The sequence below is a fragment of the Lancefieldella rimae ATCC 49626 genome, assembly GCF_000174015.1.
In the GTDB taxonomy this organism is placed as follows: Bacteria; Actinomycetota; Coriobacteriia; order Coriobacteriales; family Atopobiaceae; genus Lancefieldella; species Lancefieldella rimae.
This window is the reverse complement of the sequence record NZ_ACFE01000002.1, coordinates 148,533-165,903: the sequence shown is the minus strand read 5'-3', so window position 1 is coordinate 165,903 and position 17,371 is coordinate 148,533. Positions and strand designations below refer to the sequence as shown.

General features: G+C 48.4%; 18 protein-coding genes. 8 read left to right on the top strand and 10 right to left on the bottom strand.

Annotation, left to right across the window (positions count from 1 at the left end):
* The first annotated feature begins 16 nt into the window (after positions 1-16).
* From ATORI0001_RS03535 to ATORI0001_RS03505, 7 genes are all read left to right on the top strand, one after another.
* Positions 17-796, top strand: coding sequence for an alpha/beta fold hydrolase (locus ATORI0001_RS03535; protein ID WP_003149016.1), 780 nt, complete (start codon positions 17-19; stop codon positions 794-796).
* A gap of 158 nt (positions 797-954) precedes the next feature.
* The gene (locus ATORI0001_RS03530) at positions 955-1,665 is read left to right on the top strand and encodes a helix-turn-helix domain-containing protein (protein ID WP_003149456.1); all 711 of its coding nucleotides are present in this window, start codon (positions 955-957) and stop codon (positions 1,663-1,665) included.
* Between the two features lie 44 nt (positions 1,666-1,709).
* Positions 1,710-2,498 carry a nucleotidyltransferase domain-containing protein gene (locus ATORI0001_RS03525; RefSeq protein ID WP_003149665.1) on the top strand — a complete coding sequence of 263 codons (789 nt, stop codon included), beginning with the start codon at positions 1,710-1,712 and terminating at the stop codon, positions 2,496-2,498.
* 8 nt (positions 2,499-2,506) lie between these two features.
* Positions 2,507-2,815 carry a hypothetical protein gene (locus ATORI0001_RS03520; protein WP_003148948.1) on the top strand — a complete coding sequence of 103 codons (309 nt, stop codon included), beginning with the start codon at positions 2,507-2,509 and terminating at the stop codon, positions 2,813-2,815.
* A 113-nt stretch (positions 2,816-2,928) separates the two neighbouring features.
* Positions 2,929-3,375: a hypothetical protein gene (locus ATORI0001_RS03515; RefSeq protein WP_003149327.1), complete on the top strand. Its 447-nt coding sequence runs from the start codon at positions 2,929-2,931 to the stop codon at positions 3,373-3,375.
* 117 nt (positions 3,376-3,492) lie between these two features.
* Positions 3,493-4,161 carry a B3/B4 domain-containing protein gene (locus ATORI0001_RS03510; protein ID WP_040324540.1) on the top strand — a complete coding sequence of 223 codons (669 nt, stop codon included), beginning with the start codon at positions 3,493-3,495 and terminating at the stop codon, positions 4,159-4,161.
* A 20-nt stretch (positions 4,162-4,181) separates the two neighbouring features.
* Complete coding sequence (locus tag ATORI0001_RS03505) at positions 4,182-4,706, top strand: hypothetical protein (protein WP_003148886.1); 525 nt, start codon at positions 4,182-4,184, stop codon at positions 4,704-4,706.
* 15 nt (positions 4,707-4,721) lie between these two features.
* On the opposite strand, the gene ATORI0001_RS03500 is transcribed toward ATORI0001_RS03505, so the two are convergent.
* The 7 genes from ATORI0001_RS03500 to purE form a co-directional block, all read right to left on the bottom strand.
* Positions 4,722-6,194 (bottom strand): radical SAM protein, encoded by a 1,473-nt coding sequence (locus ATORI0001_RS03500; RefSeq protein ID WP_003149448.1) that lies wholly within the window; start codon positions 6,192-6,194, stop codon positions 4,722-4,724.
* Positions 6,195-6,416: 222 nt separating this feature from the next.
* On the bottom strand, positions 6,417-7,454 hold the full coding sequence (locus ATORI0001_RS03495; protein ID WP_003149217.1) for an acyltransferase family protein: 1,038 nt from the start codon (positions 7,452-7,454) through the stop codon (positions 6,417-6,419).
* A 49-nt stretch (positions 7,455-7,503) separates the two neighbouring features.
* A complete protein-coding gene (gene purN / locus ATORI0001_RS03490; RefSeq protein WP_003148961.1) occupies positions 7,504-8,121 on the bottom strand; it encodes a phosphoribosylglycinamide formyltransferase in 618 nt (205 codons plus the stop codon).
* Entirely contained in the window at positions 8,111-9,202 is a 1,092-nt protein-coding gene (gene purM / locus ATORI0001_RS03485) for a phosphoribosylformylglycinamidine cyclo-ligase (protein ID WP_003149570.1), read from the bottom strand. Before purM ends, purN begins: the two co-directional genes overlap by 11 nt.
* The gene (purF, locus tag ATORI0001_RS03480; protein ID WP_003149597.1) at positions 9,195-10,682 is read right to left on the bottom strand and encodes an amidophosphoribosyltransferase; all 1,488 of its coding nucleotides are present in this window, start codon (positions 10,680-10,682) and stop codon (positions 9,195-9,197) included. The genes purM and purF overlap by 8 nt, the downstream gene beginning before the upstream one ends.
* A gap of 127 nt (positions 10,683-10,809) precedes the next feature.
* Positions 10,810-11,712 carry a class B sortase gene (srtB, locus tag ATORI0001_RS03475; RefSeq protein ID WP_003149066.1) on the bottom strand — a complete coding sequence of 301 codons (903 nt, stop codon included), beginning with the start codon at positions 11,710-11,712 and terminating at the stop codon, positions 10,810-10,812.
* A 78-nt stretch (positions 11,713-11,790) separates the two neighbouring features.
* Positions 11,791-12,252 carry a 5-(carboxyamino)imidazole ribonucleotide mutase gene (gene purE, locus ATORI0001_RS03470; protein ID WP_003149304.1) on the bottom strand — a complete coding sequence of 154 codons (462 nt, stop codon included), beginning with the start codon at positions 12,250-12,252 and terminating at the stop codon, positions 11,791-11,793.
* 175 nt (positions 12,253-12,427) lie between these two features.
* Between purE and ATORI0001_RS03465 the strand changes: the two genes are divergently transcribed.
* Positions 12,428-13,306 (top strand): pyridoxamine kinase, encoded by an 879-nt coding sequence (locus ATORI0001_RS03465; RefSeq protein WP_003149482.1) that lies wholly within the window; start codon positions 12,428-12,430, stop codon positions 13,304-13,306.
* 164 nt (positions 13,307-13,470) lie between these two features.
* Here the strand turns inward: ATORI0001_RS03465 and ATORI0001_RS03460 are convergent, their stop codons facing one another.
* The 3 genes from ATORI0001_RS03460 to ATORI0001_RS03450 all read right to left on the bottom strand — a co-directional run bounded on the left by ATORI0001_RS03460 (position 13,471) and on the right by ATORI0001_RS03450 (position 17,368).
* Positions 13,471-14,526 (bottom strand): hypothetical protein, encoded by a 1,056-nt coding sequence (locus tag ATORI0001_RS03460; RefSeq protein WP_003149672.1) that lies wholly within the window; start codon positions 14,524-14,526, stop codon positions 13,471-13,473.
* A complete protein-coding gene (locus ATORI0001_RS03455) occupies positions 14,514-16,265 on the bottom strand; it encodes an ABC transporter ATP-binding protein (RefSeq protein WP_237755904.1) in 1,752 nt (583 codons plus the stop codon). The genes ATORI0001_RS03460 and ATORI0001_RS03455 overlap by 13 nt, the downstream gene beginning before the upstream one ends.
* A 248-nt stretch (positions 16,266-16,513) precedes the next feature.
* The gene (locus ATORI0001_RS03450) at positions 16,514-17,368 is read right to left on the bottom strand and encodes an NUDIX domain-containing protein (protein ID WP_003149400.1); all 855 of its coding nucleotides are present in this window, start codon (positions 17,366-17,368) and stop codon (positions 16,514-16,516) included.
* Positions 17,369-17,371 lie beyond the last annotated feature (3 nt).

Genomic DNA, 17,371 nt, shown 5'->3' with positions numbered 1-17,371 from the left:
CTAGATATGGAGAACAATGACCGTTCACGAGTTTGGCGAGAAAAACGAAGATGTTCTTGTGTTGTTCCATCCACTTGGTGTGCGATGGGACATTTTCAACTATGTGATACCAACATTGCAAAAGCACTACCACCTCGTTATTCCTGCACTACCCGGCTTTGACCCGGATATGCCAAAAACTGACTTTACCAGTGTGGAGCAGATTGCCGACGAAATGGCCTCATGGCTTATGCATCACGGTCTCGACAGCATTACATGCCTCTATGGCTGCTCTTTGGGTGGGGCCGTTGTAGCGCGAATGCTTGCCACCAGAAAGATATCCGTTGACTGCGCCGTAATAGACGGTGGTATGACCCCCTATCAACTCTGGAAACCACTGACATACCTCATCGGTATTCGCGATTTCATAATGTTGGAAATCGGTAAACACATGAGCATCAAGGCGTTGCGAGGCATGTTCGATCCCGAAAAATATACGGAAAACGACGTTGCATACATCAAAGAGGCTATGTCCGGCATGAGCGCAAAAACCATCTGGCGTTCGTTCTACTCCTGCAATAATTACTCCATGCCAAAATCCGCTCCATCCATTAATTGCCGCATAGCATATTGGTACGGCTCTGCTGAGAAAGGGCCACGAAAATGGGACATCGCATACATTCGCAAAATGTTCCCCCACGCACAAATCATTGAAAATGCAGGAATGGATCATGCTGAGTTTTTTACACTGCATCCGGAAGAGTTTTGCAAAAAGCTGACCGCGTGGATTCATTTATCGGCACGCGATAAGAGATAACCTACGATTTGTTTTACAGCGAGACTCTGCCCTATTATTTATAAGGGACACAAAATGTCCTGTGGACAATATAGCTCATAAAGAGTATTGCTCACTTTATGTCCTGTTTTGTAAGAGCAGCCAACGGTAAGATGGGCTCGAAAGGAGGTCGCCAATCCATGGATATCGTAAAAATAGGAAAAGTTCTTCAGGAGTTGCGAAAAGAAAAAGGGCTTACCCAGGAACAGCTTGCAGAACAAATGGGTGTTACGCGCAGAACGGTTTCTCGATGGGAAACCGGCAGCAACATGCCGGACCTGGACATCCTGATGGAATTGTCTGATTTTTACGCGGTCGACCTTCGAGAAATCTTATGCGGAGAAAGGACACGTGAGCATATGGACAAAGAATTACGCGAGACCATATTGGAAGTCGCCGATTACAGTAACGATGAAAAGGAACGGTTGTTGCAAAGGCTGCACTGGCTCTTTATCATTGGGCTTCTGGGGTTTGTAGCGTTTCTCGCAATCCAGTTGTTGAATCTTGGCTCCATTGCACCATACGAAGTTATGGGAGATTTTGGCTTGGGACTTGCATTTGGCATGACTATCATAGGAGTAATTTTTACCCAGAAACATGCAGCGAGAATCAAAAAGGCCAAGATGCGGGTACTCAAAAAGCTACAAGAGAAACGCCATATGACTTCTGAGCAGTCCAAAAGAGAAAACTCGGCGAGCAAAATTACCATACTCGGTGTCGTACTTGGCGCATGCGTAATCCTAACGGATCAATGTCTTTATCGGCTTCCCCTATGGCTTGCAGCTGTGCTGTTTATTTGTGCTTGGGTACTGATCATTTCTGGGCTCATTATCAACAGAAAAAATCTGTAGAATTTACCGGAGCAGAAGCAACCACGGAGCGATACGGAGTAGCCATGTATTTCGAGAAACTTTGCGCCTACTTGTCTGAACTGCCGGAGGTCGAATCGATTGCTTTGGGGGGTTCGCGTGCCGGTACCCGTTATGACGAGAAATCTGACTACGACCTCTACGTATACGAGAAAAGCCCCCTTTCTGAAGAGACACGTTTGAACATTCTAAAAGAATGCTGCTCCTACATAGAACTCGGCAACCATTTTTGGGAGCTGGAAGATAATTGCACGTTAAAAGATGGCATCGACATTGATATCCTGCATCGCAACCTGGACGCATTCTCAAAGGATATTTCATCGGTTGTCGTTGATCATGTTGCACATAACGGCTACACCACGTGCATGTGGCACAATTTGCTTCACAGCAAGATTCTCTTTGACCGAGAAGGAAAATTTCGCGACCTACAGGAGAAGTACACCGTTCCCTATCCCTCTCAACTAAAGAAAAACGTTATTGAGCGCAACATGCGGCTGCTTTCAGGAAATCTTCCGTCGTACGACAAGCAAATCATAAAAGCGCTGAAAAGAAACGACATCGTCAGCGTCAACCATAGAACCGCAGCCTACATGGAGTCATACTTCGACATCATCTTTGCCATGAATGAACTCACTCATCCCGGCGAAAAGCGCATGGTGCAAATTGCACTTGAGCAGGCTCGCGTTCTTCCTCAGGACTTTGAGAAAAACCTTACCGTTCTCTACCAAGATCTCTTTGCACATCCACAAAACGTTGAACACGACATCGTTACACTCACGGAAAATCTCAAGCTCTGTTTAAGCACTTTGGCATAATCTTATGTATGATTCTTTTGTTTCATATTGTGCAAACAGATTGGATTTCCATGGGTTACCTTATCAACGCGCTCATCCACACAGAAGCAACAATGCCTCAGGCTCTTTTCGAGGTAGTTGTCATTACCGCAATCGCGTGTATTATCTCCGTTTTACTCCAGCGATCTTCTAAGCACGCTTCCAATGCCGCCGTGAAAAAGGTGCTCGGGGTCTGCAGCGGTTTAATCTTTGTTGTCTCTGCCGCTATCATTATCGAAGATTTAGCCGGGCAAACCAATATTTTCATGCCGATTGCTCAGATGGTTTTTCCTGGATAAGCGCCCCTAGGGCAGGAAGGGTTTCTCAGCACGTCCTTCTCTGCACACCCTTCTCGGCATGCTCTTTTGATTTGCTCTTCTTGATTTGCTTTTCTTGGTTTGTGGGGAATAGTATGGACTTATCAGAGACTCGCGACGCTTTAACTGTATTGATTGGCGCTGGCTTTGTGTTGATAGCACTCTTGGCGTTTATTGGGTTTGCACGGCCGCAACTGCAAAAGCTTGCCAAAAACACCATTTGGCAAGTTCCTCAAATGGGACTTAAAGGGCTTATCGGCCTCTTGCTATTTGTGCAGCTTTGCATGGTGTTTGCCGAATCTCTGTCATATCCGGAATCAAAGACGGCTTTTCTTCCCTACATTTTGGGATATGTTGTCGTCTGTCCCATACTTACCAAACTGATACACGTGGCTCTCAAACAACCGGCGGCAACCAATAGATATGTTGCCACTCTGAGTGACATTACTGCATCAGTTGTATGGCAACTTGGAATTTTGTTCCTTGTTCCTGTGTGCTATGAACTTGTAGAAACAGCATCGCACATGCACATCATCCATTAACCGCAAGCAAATCCGTACGCCATCCGTTCTGTCTTACGTTGCCCGCTCTGTCTTGTTTTTCTCGTTTTGTCAAAAAGCGCGTCACATAGTAATTACTAAGGGGTTGATTTTGTGGATATGACTATTGATGGTAGCCTTGCGGCCTTGGGAATCAAAAGTGTCGTAATAGGCATTGCACGCAATGTAAATCCCCAGGCTCCTTTCTCGGACGCCTTTCTAACAAAACAAGAAAAAATGGAGAAGTGGGCACTGAGCTGTGATATCGATGCTCTTCTCGATCATCCAATCATCAAAGGCTATACGGATTTATTACAAAGCGTAGGACGCAGCGTAAAAAGAAATCCTCCTACCGTTCCTGCGCTCATTCAAAATATCCGACATCGGGGTTCTCTACCTCATATCAACAGTATTATCGATATTTACAATGTTGAAGCATTGCATTCACTACTAGCAATCGGAGGGCATGATCTTGATAAAGTACATGGCTCGATAGAGTTTACCGTCAGCGGCAACGAAGATTCCTTCCTCCCAATTCTATCTAAGGAAAAACACGTTACTAAAACGGATTATATCTATCGTGATGCAAAGGGAATCATGGCATGGCTTGACATTCGTGACGGAGAAAACTACAAATTTAGCAACGAGACAAAAAATGCGATTTTCATCATTCAAGGTAATGCAAATACTTCTGTTGAAATTCGCCTCGAAGCACTTGAACGTATTCGATATGATTTAGCTGAGAGTATGCCTGACATGGAATTTGATACACATGTCATATATGCATAAGAACGAGGTAAGGGGACATCATGCACGAAGTAGACATCAAGAGCTTGCAGCTTAATCCGTGGTCACTTATCGGAGACCGATGGATGCTCATTACCGCGGGCAATAAAGAAGACGGCTTTAATACCATGACTGCAGCTTGGGGACACTTTGGCACCCTCTTTGGCTCACGCGAAGGTTCCAAGAATACCACCATCTGCTATATCCGACCCCAACGCTACACCAAGACCTTCATGGATAGCCACGACATCTATACCCTCTCATTTCTTCCTGACACAAAAGACAACAAGAAGAAACTCGCATACCTAGGTACAAAATCCGGACGCGACGAAGACAAAGTTGCACACGCCCAACTGACCCCTTTGTTTATCGACGGAACAACCACATTCGAAGAGGCTGAGCTCACGTTTGTGTGCCGCAAAATTTACGTCGATGACCTTATACCGGAAAACTTCGTCGACAAAAGCATCATCGAGCAGAACTATCCGCTCCATGACTTCCACACCCGCTACATTGGCGAAGTCCTTAAGGTATACGTTGCAGATTAAGCCGGCATCTGAAGCTCATCCGGTAATTGCTTGATTCTTGGCGTCTTCCTCGGCAATAACTTTTGCTTTATAGGCAACATCTTTATCAGACATCGCGTCCTCATAAATTTTTTCACCCGTAGGATGTTCTTCCAGCCAAATCCTTGTAGCTTCAGGCGCCCATTTCTTAGCATAAGGTGTTGTACGAGCGCAAAGATCTTCGGCACTTTCGGGCGAGACGTATTCCGATGTATGCGCATCGGCATCCTTGACAATCTGAGGTAGTATCTCGGGATTTTCAAGCATCGGACAGGGCTGTAAAAGATTCTTATTCCACGGATAGTGACTACGATATGCTTGGAAAATAGGCTGTTTTAGACAGTCAAGCCAGCTATCGGCAGTTTTAATGTTGACATTTGAGTAGTGAATAAATACGCACGGCTCTACATCGCCACGAGCGTTGACATGGCAGTATACACGACCTCCGGCAATACATCCCCCAACAAACTCACCATCGTTCTGAAAATCCATGGCAAAGATTGGTTTACCGCCTTCAATACCACGAATCTCACGAATTCGACCCAGCATGTATTTACGCTGTTCAACGGTCGGCATAAGATCGGCATTCGCGCCCTCTCCAACAGGCATATAGTGAAAATACCATGCCCAGCGGCAATCTTTTTCAATAATCAAATCAAAGAATTTTTCGGACGAAACACGCTCGGTATTCTCGCGCGTATAACAGGTGGACGTTCCATACAGCAAACCATATTTGTGCATTAAATCAAACGCTCGCATAACCTCCTCAAATGACCCGTCACCACGACGACCGTCATTGACACTTGGCTCATAGCTTTCGAGTGAAACGGAGAAGATAATATTGCCAAGCCTCTGCACGTCTTGACAAAATTTCTCATCTACCAGCGAAGCATTGGTAAAGACGTTAAAAAGGCAATCATTGTGCTTCTCAGCAAGTTTCAAGACATCGTCTTTACGTACCAGTGGCTCACCACCGGTAAGCATAAACATATGCGTGCCTAAATCAGATGCCTCAGTAACCAGCTTATCCATGTCCGCATACGAAAGATTCAAGCGATTTCCATAATCGGCTGCCCAACATCCGACGCAATGTTTATTACACGCGCTTGTAGGGTCAAACAAAATAATCCAAGGTACATTGCACTGGTATTTCTCGGCATTTGCCGTGGTATTACGTAACCCTCGAAACGCCGCTTCATACCCACCATCCAAAAGAGTGGTTTTAAGCACATGTGAATCAGTGGTATCGATAACGTCAAAAAGGAACTTCTCCCATTTTGATCCTGGATACAAACCTTTTTTGATACCCCGAGTTGCACCGGGGGATGTATCCTTCATAAGCTTTCCGGCCATATTAACCAGATGTTCAATATTTTTCTCTCGATCTTTGCTCGAAGCACTCTTAATGATCCGGTCAAGAGCAATACCAAATGCCTTACGCTCGGCCGCATGCGCAACCTTCGACTGCATAAAAACATCCCCTCTCTTGAGCACGCCGGCAGAGAAATTCCTCGGAAATCCTCTTCGGTTTACTCATTTTTTGAACAAAGTTCAAATTTTATCCACCATACTCTTTCTATAGGGGACAATCAAGGGAGATTTTAAACAGTCGTAGAAATTATTTGAGCCCGTCCACATTATTGTGAAGGAACTCCTCCAAAGATGTTGTTTTTAATACATTGTTTTGAAAAGTCATTTTCTTCGGTTTGACCATAGCCTTGGCAGCTTCACCACAACAAAGTAATTAAGGAGTGCGCCGCATATGGCAAGAACTATTGCGCAGGCCGCATTACCGTACGGCGACAAGCCCGGAAACAGCTGTGCCAGAGTTTGCTGAATCGGAAATGCCCATAAATACATGCCATACGAAAGTTCAAATTTCTTTCCAAAATTGCTGAAGTGGCCACCGGTGCCATATCCAAGCCAAAAACAGATATAGGGAAACACCAAAAGCATCGCAATAACGTCAAGCCTCAGGAAAACCAAGATACAAAACAGCCCTAACGAAATAATGCCTGCAACGGTGTGGAGGCGCACGTCATCCTTAAAAACCCAAAACGCCACCCCTATATAGAAAAGGACTACTGCCCGAACAACGCTCAGCTGCTGGGGAAAGAACTTTGCGAAGTATAGAAAGACCACAAGAAGAATGGGGACGGAAATGAGTAGGAACCGTTTCTTGTCAAACTTTGTAATTTTATATCCGACAAAACAGAGCACGTAGCAGCTAAATTCAACAGGCAACGTCCATAGAGCCGCATTAACAACAGCATCCCCCATGGGGTTGTGTGTAAAAACTCCCGGAAGTTCATGTACCAGAATAAGAACGCCATTGAGCAAATACATATAGGTCTGTGGATTTGTGAAGTACTCCACAGGGGAAAGAGAACTCAAGCAGGGTCCTAAAACAAAAGCAACCATTACAACCACAAAAATAAGCTCCGGAAACAAGCGCAGGACACGTTGCTTAAAGAAAACTTTTGCCTCGCCGTGATGTTCACAACTTCGGGCTATAAGAAATCCTCCAAATACAAAGAAAAGACCAACCGCCATACCGCCAAAGGTAAGTTGGCCTGACGTATGGTTGGATATAAAGTCCCCTGGTGCATCTCCGCCAAGAGTAACAACATAGCAGTGAGAAATAATCACAAAAACAGCAGCTATAAACCGCATGAGATTGAGATTGTTAACGCGCGATTCAGCAATGTCAGAAAGCTTGATTGAAGTCATATATTCCTTTTCGATAGCACAATCTTCTCACACATAAACGCTGAAGCAGTTACCCTACGGACGGCTCGACATGAACGCGACCGGCCTCAACATGCATTCGACCTTCGGCGATTGCTTGAATCACCCTCGGATAGAGACGGTGTTCAACTTTATGTATGGCCGCTTCCAGCTTATCAACGCTCCATCCCTCCTGCACAAAAACAGGCTCTTGTGCAATGATGGGACCACGATCGTAGTCAAAGTTGGCCAGATGTACCGTCACGCCTGTTACCTTGACTCCATAATCGTAGGCATCTTGAATGGCATGTGCACCGCGAAAACTCGGTAAAAGCGCAGGGTGAATATTCAATACTCGATTGGGAAAAGCTTCCAAAAGAGCCATTCCCACTTTGCGCATATATCCGGCCATTACCACATAGTCAACGCCCATACGTTTGAGCTCTGACGCAATAACCATGTCAGCTGTCAGCGGATCCGCATAGATCTCTTTTGAAAGCGTGAGTGTCTGAATACCTGCAGCTTCAGCTCGTTTGAGTCCTTGAGCGGAGGGGCGAGAAGAAACAACCAGCTCAATGGTTGCATCCAAAGAACCATTGTCGATGCAATCAATCAAAGCTTGTAAATTAGTGCCCGAACCTGAAATGAGTACGCCCAGCTTAAGCGACATCCCGGTAAACCACCTTTCCGGTACCAGAAACACACTCTCCCATCACAAAGGGCTCAAAATCCTGCTTGGAAAGACTCTCTGCCACATCGTCAACATCATCCGGATCGACAATAAGCGCCATGCCTACTCCCATATTAAACGTGCGATATTGCTCATCAAGTGAGAGATGCGCTTGTTCGGAGACATAAGAGATAACGGGAGGAATGCTCCAACCCGGACCTCCTGCCTCACCCATACGATCCACCAGCGCATCAACATGGGCCGGTAACGCACGATTGAGGTTCTCCGTAATGCCTCCTCCGGTAATATGTGCCATCGCCTTAATGGGAGCGCCCTCTCTAAGAGCGGCAAGTAATCCTCCCGCATAAATGGTGGTAGGACGCAAAACGGCATCGGCAAGAGATTCGCCGGCAAGCTCTTCTCGCGGTTCATTAAGCTCTTCAACCGTCTTGCCTTCAATGGCAACCTTACGAACCAGAGAATATCCGTTGGAATGAATTCCCGATGAAGGAAGTCCCAAGATTACATCGCCCGCAGAAACCTTCTTTGGACCCAGCATCTTTGGGCGGTCAACCACGCCCACCACAAAGCCCGCAAGATCGTAGTCGTCAGGATTCATGACACCTGGATGCTCGGCCATCTCTCCGCCAACCAGCGCGCATCCGCTTTTGCGACAACCACGTGCAATCCCGCCGACGATTTCCGCCACCGCTTCAGCCGTAAGCTTGCCCACGGCAACATAGTCGAGAAAAAACAGGGGCTCGGCACCAAGCGGAACTATGTCGTCCGCACACATGGCCACAAGATCTTCGCCCACCGTATCGTTACGGCCAAGAAGCTGCGCAATGGCCAGCTTGGTACCCACGCCATCGGTGCCGCTCACCAGCACGGGATCGTCCATGTCTTTAAGCGCTGCCGCAGAAAAGCAGGAGCCAAAGCCGCCAAGCCCACCGATAACCTCGGGGCGAGCAGTCGTTGCAACCGCCGCTTTGATGGCATCAACGGCACGCGCTCCCTCGTCAACATCGACACCTGCGTCAGCATAAGTTACCTGGCCTACCGCGTTTCTCACATCAGACATCCTGTGGTCCTTTCTGCGCAAGCTGAGTTTCTACTTGAGTAAATGTTAGAGCATGCGAGCAGTTCAGTGCATGCGGACACATGCCCGATACAAAGCGCTCATGAAAATCGTCGGGGATCTCCACCGGATAGTGCCCGTTAAAACACGCCGCACAATACCCGCGCTTGGGCACACAATCCAAAAGCCCTTCAAGGCTCAGAAATCCCAGCGAGTCCGCCTCGATGTATTCACAGATTTCCTCTGTCGTTTTATATGCGGCAATCAGCTGATCCTGGTCGGCCGTATCAATACCGTAAAAGCACGGCCACATTACTTTTGGTGAGGCGCTTCGCACATGCACTTCACAGGCCCCCGCATCTCGGAGCATGCGTACAATCTGTTTTGACGTAGTTCCGCGCACAACGGAATCGTCCACCATTACAAGCCGCTTTCCACGCACGACATCGGCAAGCGCATTGAGCTTCAAACGGACACCAAGCCGCCGCAAGTCTTGCGTTGGTTGGATAAACGTGCGCGCCACATAGCGGTTTTTAATAAGGCCGGTACCAAACGGAATACCAAGTTCAGCTGCAAAACCTTCAGCTGCAGGAACACCGGAATCGGGCACCCCAATAACCAAATCGGCATCAATGCTCGTTTCGCGCGCAAGTTGTCGGCCCATGGTATGCCGCACCCAGTAAATCGACCTTCCATCCACCACTGAATCGGGTCGCGAGAAATACACGTCTTCAAAGATACAAGCCGCAGGATCTCTGTGGGTAAGACCTCGCTCAGAGCGCAGGCCGTCGTCTGAAATCTTGATAATTTCACCCGGTTCAACCTCACGGATATACGTTGCTCCCACGATATCAAGCGCACACGTCTCAGAAGCCACGACCCATGAATTATCCTCAGGGCTGCCAAGACGGCCGAGTACCAAAGGACGTATCCCGTGCGGATCCCTAAACGCATAGAGGGCATTTTCCCGCACCAGCACCATTGCATACCCGCCCTCTATAAGGTGCATTGTTGCCGCAATTCCCGAGCGAAGGCGGTGCGTCTTCTGCGTGAAATACCCAATGAGCTGCGCCGCAACCTCGGAGTCGGTGTCGGAGCGAAAGGAAATATTTCGAGTTGTCAGCTCTTTTCGCAGGTTGTCAAAATTAACCAGCGTACCGTTGTGCGCCAAGGCAATGATCGTCTCGTCAATCGACGAGAGGTGCGGCTGAGCGGCTTCCCACCCCTTGGCACCAGCAGTTCCATAGCGACAATGTCCGACAGCCGCTTTACCCGGCATTGCATCAAGATCCGAATTCGTAAAAACCTCTGTCACCAAGCCAAGATCCTTACGAATCAAAACAGTCTGGCCATCACCGACCGCTATGCCGGCAGAGTCTTGACCTCGATGTTGAAGAGCATGAAGTGCAAAATACGTCAGTCGCGCAACATCACGCTGCGGCGCCCATACGCCAAAAACACCACATTCCTCGTGAAGCTCCATGGGTTCCTTTCCCGCTGTATCTCACGTCCCTGCAGGATACATGACGTATGTAAGTGTACTCGCTTGCGAGAAGAAAAAGCGCTCCGAACGCCATTTGTTCGAAGCGCGTAACAATATAAAGGCGAGTCTATTTCTGAATGTCTGATTTTTGTACGCACACCAAAGCCGCACGACCATATTGATCGGAGTAATTGCAGGTAATAAGTGTCATGACGTGATCCGTTCGTGCAATAATATCTGCAGCGTCCGATCGAGCATTAACCGACATGTTCAGCTTCTGTAAAAGATACTCATGGAACTCCTCTTTCGATGAGAAGTTAAACTGTCGGATTGATTCGTCATCTTCGTTGGCGTGATAGATAAAAAGTGGAACTAATTCATACTTTTTTTCAGGTGTTTCATACCAAATAGTAGTCACGCTGTCAAAAACGCTCTTGTCGTTCATCTTGCCAATATATTGGAACATCGAACCGTTTCTCATATGGTGTCCATAGAGAATGGTCTGCTGGTCAACAAGGCCGCTGGGGTCGTTTTCATGATCCATAAAAATCTGACCGCCAACGGAGTATTCTCCCTTTGCATTTGTATGCAGGTAATGCTCATTGTCCGTTGTTTGGTATACCGGATAGTTCACCGGTGAGTTAGGAATCTGAATCCACCCAACAACCTCTTTATTGATTGCGCGCAGACCTGCCCAATCAATTCCCGGCGCTTCTTCAACATTGTTCTCAGGAACCGTTGCGTACTGAGCCAGCTCTTCGTTGATCACGTCCTGCTGGTGGTAGTCCCATTGAGACTTCACAAAAAGAACACCGGCAGCCGCAATGAGCAAAATACCCAAGAGCAGCAGTATTACCGAAACAACATGACGCTGCTTCTTAGCACCCTTTTTTTTGCTGTCCTTCTTTTTGTCCCGTGCATTTTTGCAGTTAGGAACAGCTGACTTGGGTTGTGTGACACCCGAAGCAGAAGTACGCTGGATTGTAGAATCTTCCTGCCCAGCAAAGTGTCTGCCGCGTGTTTCTGACATATACCAACATCCTATCTCACACTACTTGCAATGACGTACTCTATCGGCCACCGCATAAGCTCTCTCCAAGCCGTTGCTTTATGCGTCAGCCATATCGTGTTTAAGCTGCACGATCTTCTCGCGATATTTTGGAATCGATGCTCCTAAAATCTGCGTCGCATAAATGGCGGCATTTTTTGCGCCACCGATCGCTACGCAGGCAACAGGAACACCAGAAGGCATTTGCACCATGGACAAAAGCGAATCCATGCCACCGAGATCGCTGGTTTTCATTGGAACTCCCACGATGGGAAGCGGTGTAAAAGCCGCTACGACTCCGCCCAAGTGCGCTGCCTTTCCCGCAGCGGCAATGATTACCTTAAGGCCGCGATCTGCCGCCGTTTGGGCCCACTCGTGAACTTTTTGTGGATTACGATGCGCGGACGCAATAACCAACTCATAGGGAACACCCAAGCGTTCAAGCTCGGACGTACATCCTTCCATCGTAGGAAGGTCTGACTTAGAGCCCATAATGACTCCTACAAGTGGTTGTTCTGCCATCGTTTCTTCTCCAAACGTTCTTTTCTGCCGTATTCGTCTAGCATAAGCAAAATTATTATAAGTATAAATTACCTCGCAAGAAGCACTGGCATACTTTGTCGCGGACACATAAGCACTATATTTTCGCTATCATGTTTTTGGCGTTGGTCCATCAGTCCACGTGAAAGGAAGTTTTATGAGTAACGCTAATCCTGTCTTGTACAAACGAGAAGGCGCGTACATCCCTCGCGTCGCCGCAGTTCACGACCTCTGCGGGTACGGAAAATGCTCCCTGGGAGTAGCAATTCCGGTACTTTCTGCCGCCGGATGCGACGTGTGCCCCGTTCCTACGTCGCTCTTCTCGGCACACACACGTTTTCCCAAGTTCTACATGCATGACACTACCGATATGCTCGCGTCTTACCTCGACGCTTGGGTTGACGAGGGCATTGAGCTTGATGCCGTCTATTCGGGGTTCCTTGGCGCTGCCGAACAGGTTGCAAGCATACAGCGTCTCTACCGCGAGCACCCCAAGGCGCTTCGCATCGTTGACCCGGTTATGGGCGATGGCGGATCCATGTACCCCACCTATACCCAAGAGCTTTGCGATGCCATGCGTGGCCTCGTAGATGGCGCCGATGTCCTCACGCCAAATCTTACCGAAGCAAGCATTCTTACCGGCATTGAGTATGCGGGCCAGGATTTATCGGATGATCAGGTCAAGGCATACCTTGATGCCCTGCTCGCGATGGGTGCAAAAACCGTTGTACTCAAGGGTGTTGTACGGGGTGACGGACAGATCCGAAACTACGTGGCCGTCTCCGGCGAGAAGGACGCTTCCGTGACCGAAATTTCAAGCGAACTGCTGCCATATATGCTCCACGGCACGGGTGACCTCTTTGCGTCCGCTCTCCTCGCCGCTCTTATGTGCGGCCGAGGTCTCACGGATGCCTGCACTTTTGCCGGTATCTTCGTTCGTGATGCTATGCAGATTACGCGCGAACAGCCCGACTTTGAGGTACGCGGTGTTTCTTTTGAGTCGGTACTCGGTGAGATTACACAGCTTCTTAAATAGCGGCTACCCTCTGGTCCGTGCCGCAGTCCGAAACTTGGATTGTGTCCCACGATTTGGCCACGTTTTGTAAATTACAAGCCCACTCCAAAGTGCTTTGGAGTGGGCTTTTCGTTAAAAGATGTATGACTCATATGACTCATGCGGAGTTTGCGTTTGCGCAAGCATTAGTTTGAACTGCTTGAGCCACTGCTCGAACCGCTGCTTACCTCTGCGCTGCTTGATCCGCTTGATTCCGCGCTGCTTGAGTTGCCATCGTTCTTTTTATTGTCATCGGAACTTCCCACAGAAGCGCCGTTGCCTGACCCGTTGTTTGTCTTCTTGCTGTTTGTGCTGCCGGTGTCATTGCTATTCCCACCCACAATATTGCTCAGCACACGGACAGGCGTAAACGAAGTGGCAATCTGGTTGCGCAACTGTTCCTGAGTTTCGTCGTCGGCTCCTGTGGTAACGCAGGTAATGGTAACGCCGGCATCAGATTGAGTTTTTGAATAGGTGAACGTAAAGATCGGCGTTGCGTCTCCGCTTGGCTTCAAAAAGCCAAAGAGCTCCGCTTTTTTCAGATGACCCTCGTCGCCACGATGTGTATTTACGTGATAGACAACCGTACTGATTTTTGGATTGAGCAGGCAGTTAAACGCAAATGCCTGTGCCTGGACCGAGGATGCCGACAAGCATTCCAGCACATCGCCGGAGCTGGTATCCGTTACGGTAACCTCAACGCGACCGGTATTTTCGTCGGCTTCCTGAACGGAAAAATCTTCCGGAAACTGCGTAAAGCCATCTCCCCACTCAACACCGCCATGCAAAGCGGAAGCCACGGTACGAACGGTAACCGATTCGGTCAGATTTGCGGTATTTGCTCGGCGAATAAAGCCACACGACACTTGCAAAAGAACCACGCCGGCGAGAAACACCAGCATAAAGATTACCGCGGTTCGGGTGATAACTTTTTCGACATTTGATCCGGAAGGATCGCTGCCACTCAGAGGATCAATGTCAACAGCCTCGGCACCACCGGCTCGACGTGCGCGTTCAGCTGCGGCTCGTTCTTCGTTGGGATGTCCGGTTTCATCAACCTTGGTAAAGAGTTCCTCAGCGGCATCTGCATCAAGCGTACCACGCTGTTTTCGAGTAAACTCTTTTCTTTGGGTTTTTGCCATAATCCTCTTTTCGTCCACAACGATACGATTATACGCGATTTCTTCCTCTAGCCTTTGCACACAGCGCTGTCTCCTTCAAAGCCAACTCCAAACTGCATACGATAATACGTTGCGTAGGTGCCTCCCTTTGCGAGAAGTTCGTTATGAGTGCCACATTCAACTACTCGCCCATTTTCAATCGTGATAATTTCGTCCGCACCCATAATCGTTGACAGTCGGTGTGCAATGATAAGCGTGGTTCGATTCTTTGCCAACTCGGAAAGAGACTCTTGGACCGCACGCTCCGATTCGTTATCCAGCGCCGAAGTGGCTTCATCCAAAATGAGCAGCGGTGGATTCTTGAGAAAAACACGGGCAATAGAGATGCGCTGCTTCTGTCCTCCCGAAAGACGTGTGCCGCGCTGTCCGACCTCCGTGTCATATCCGTCAGGCAAGCCTTCCACAAAGGCGGAAATATTGGCGCGCCGGGCTGCCTCTTCAATCTCTTGCCGAGTTGCCCCGGGGCACCCGTAGGCAATATTTTCCGCAATGGTTCCGTCAAAGAGGTACACGTCTTGTTGCACCAAACCAATGGCGTCGCGAAGCGAATGTTGTGTCACACCGCGCACATCCTGACCGTCAATGGAAATTGAGCCTGATTGAACATCATAGAATCGTGGCAATAAGGCGCAGGTAGTCGACTTTCCACCTCCTGAGGGGCCGACAAGAGCAACCGTTTTTCCCGGCTCAATATGAAGGTTCAAACCCTTGATAACTTCCTCGCTACCATCGTAGGAAAAACGGACATCGTCATAGATAATCTCACCTGCAGATACCCTCAAATCGGGAGCTCCTGGTACATCTTCGATATCAGGACGCGTATCCAGAATTTCCACAAATCTCTGAAAGCCCGCCAGACCTTTCTGGAACGTTTCCGTAAAGTTCAAAATGTTTGAGATAGGATTGGTAAAAAGCGACACATACAGTGCAAACGTTGCCAAATCCGCAGCGCGCATCTGCCCGTGTGCAATCATCCATCCGCCAAATACCACGATGGTGGTGTTGAGTATGCCCATCATCGAATCGATGGCACCGTGATAGCGACCCATTGCAAAATACATTCTCGCTTTGGAGTCCAAATAGGCATCGTTGCTTTTGCGGAACTTAGCGCGTTCGTAATCTTCAGCAGCAAAACCTTTAACTACGCGAATACCAGCCAGCGAGTCTTCAAGCTGGGTATTGACGTTTGAAATGCGCACGCGGTTCTCGCGAAAGATGGTCCTCATGTGCACGTTGGCAAAGAAATTAAAGACGACCAGTGCAACGGCGATGGCAGCCATAACAAGAGTAAGCGGGACATTAATGAATGAGAGGATTACAAAGGAACCCACGATTTCCATAACGCCAATGACGAGGTATTCCGGGCCATGGTGAGCCGTTTCCGAAATATCAAAGAGATCGGAGACCAAACGACTCATGAGATCGCCGGTTTTATGACGATCGTAATATGAGAAACCCATGCGCTCGTAGGCATCAAACAAATCCTCGCGCATATGGCTCTCCATACGAGCGCCCATAATATGTCCCCAGCTGATTACGAAGACGCGGCAGAAGAAATGCAGCGCATACATTGCAATCAGTCCGATGGCGACAAACACGAGAGATCCTAAAATAGCATCTTCCCCTTCGGTAAACAGACCGAATGCAAGTTGCCGTAAAATTTGCGGAAACGCAAGTTCGGTCACCGCAATCACAAGCGCGCATGCCATGTCTATGAAAAACAGATGGCGCTGCCCCACATAATAGGAAAGAAAACGCATAAAGATGTTTTTGCGGGGTACAGCATTTCCCACAACGCGCCCGTTTTGCTCCCCATTTCCAATCCGTCCGCATTGCCTGCCGCGCACGCGCTTGCTTTGCTGTCGAGAAGTACCGTCTGTCATAGCTATCCTGCCTGTTGAAAGAAGTGCCGCACTACGGATGTAATACGGCATCAAAACTACTGTATGAAAATTGCCGAAGGCTCCCTTATTGAAGACTCCTCTGCCAAAAACCACTCTGCCAAGAGTTACTCAAAAGCTTGAAGCCGATGGGAGATTGAGTCACATAAAAGCGCTCCTACCACAGTCTTTGCGTCTTCAATCTGACCGTCAAGCACCGCATCAATGAGCTCGGGCACCTTAATAAGATCCACGTTTATAAACTCATCTGCATCAGGATTTGAACCTGCAAAAGTCAGACCGGTTGCCATATAGATATGAATGAGCTCGTCCGTAAAGCCGTCGGATGTTGCGATGGTAGTTAAAAACGCCATCTTCTCCGCCTTCATACCCGTTTCTTCCAAAAGCTCACGATGAGCGCAGTCCAGAGGATCCTCACCGGGATCCAGTTTACCTGCGGGTATTTCAACGGTAACCCGATCAAGCGCGGTACGATACTGCCTGACTAAGCAAATACGTCCCTCATCGGTGAGAGCAACCACCGCAACAGCTCCGGGATGCCGCACGACATCTCTCAGAGCTTTTCGGCCATCGGGGAGTTCAACGCGTAGGCGATTCACGTTAAAAATGCGACCCGTCCATGCAACGTCTTCCGAAAGAGGTTTCTCGATAAGAGCAGCATCACGCGGATCTTTACTCCCAAGTACAAACTCCCGTTTGACGGGCTCCCCTGATGTATGGTGTGTCCCGGTTTTGGCATCTGAAAAGTTGTCGTCATACGTCAGTACATCAGCCGTGGCACGTAAATCGGAAACCGCATCGGCAAAAGCACGTTGAACCTGTGTCCGTGCATCATCATCGTGATTTTCCAGAGTGGTCACACCTTCATCGGAACCCATATTATCTGCGCATATATCAACTTCCGGCTCTATAATTTCGGGTTCAAACTCTCCTACAACCTCAAATTTTTTCTCGTCATTCATTTT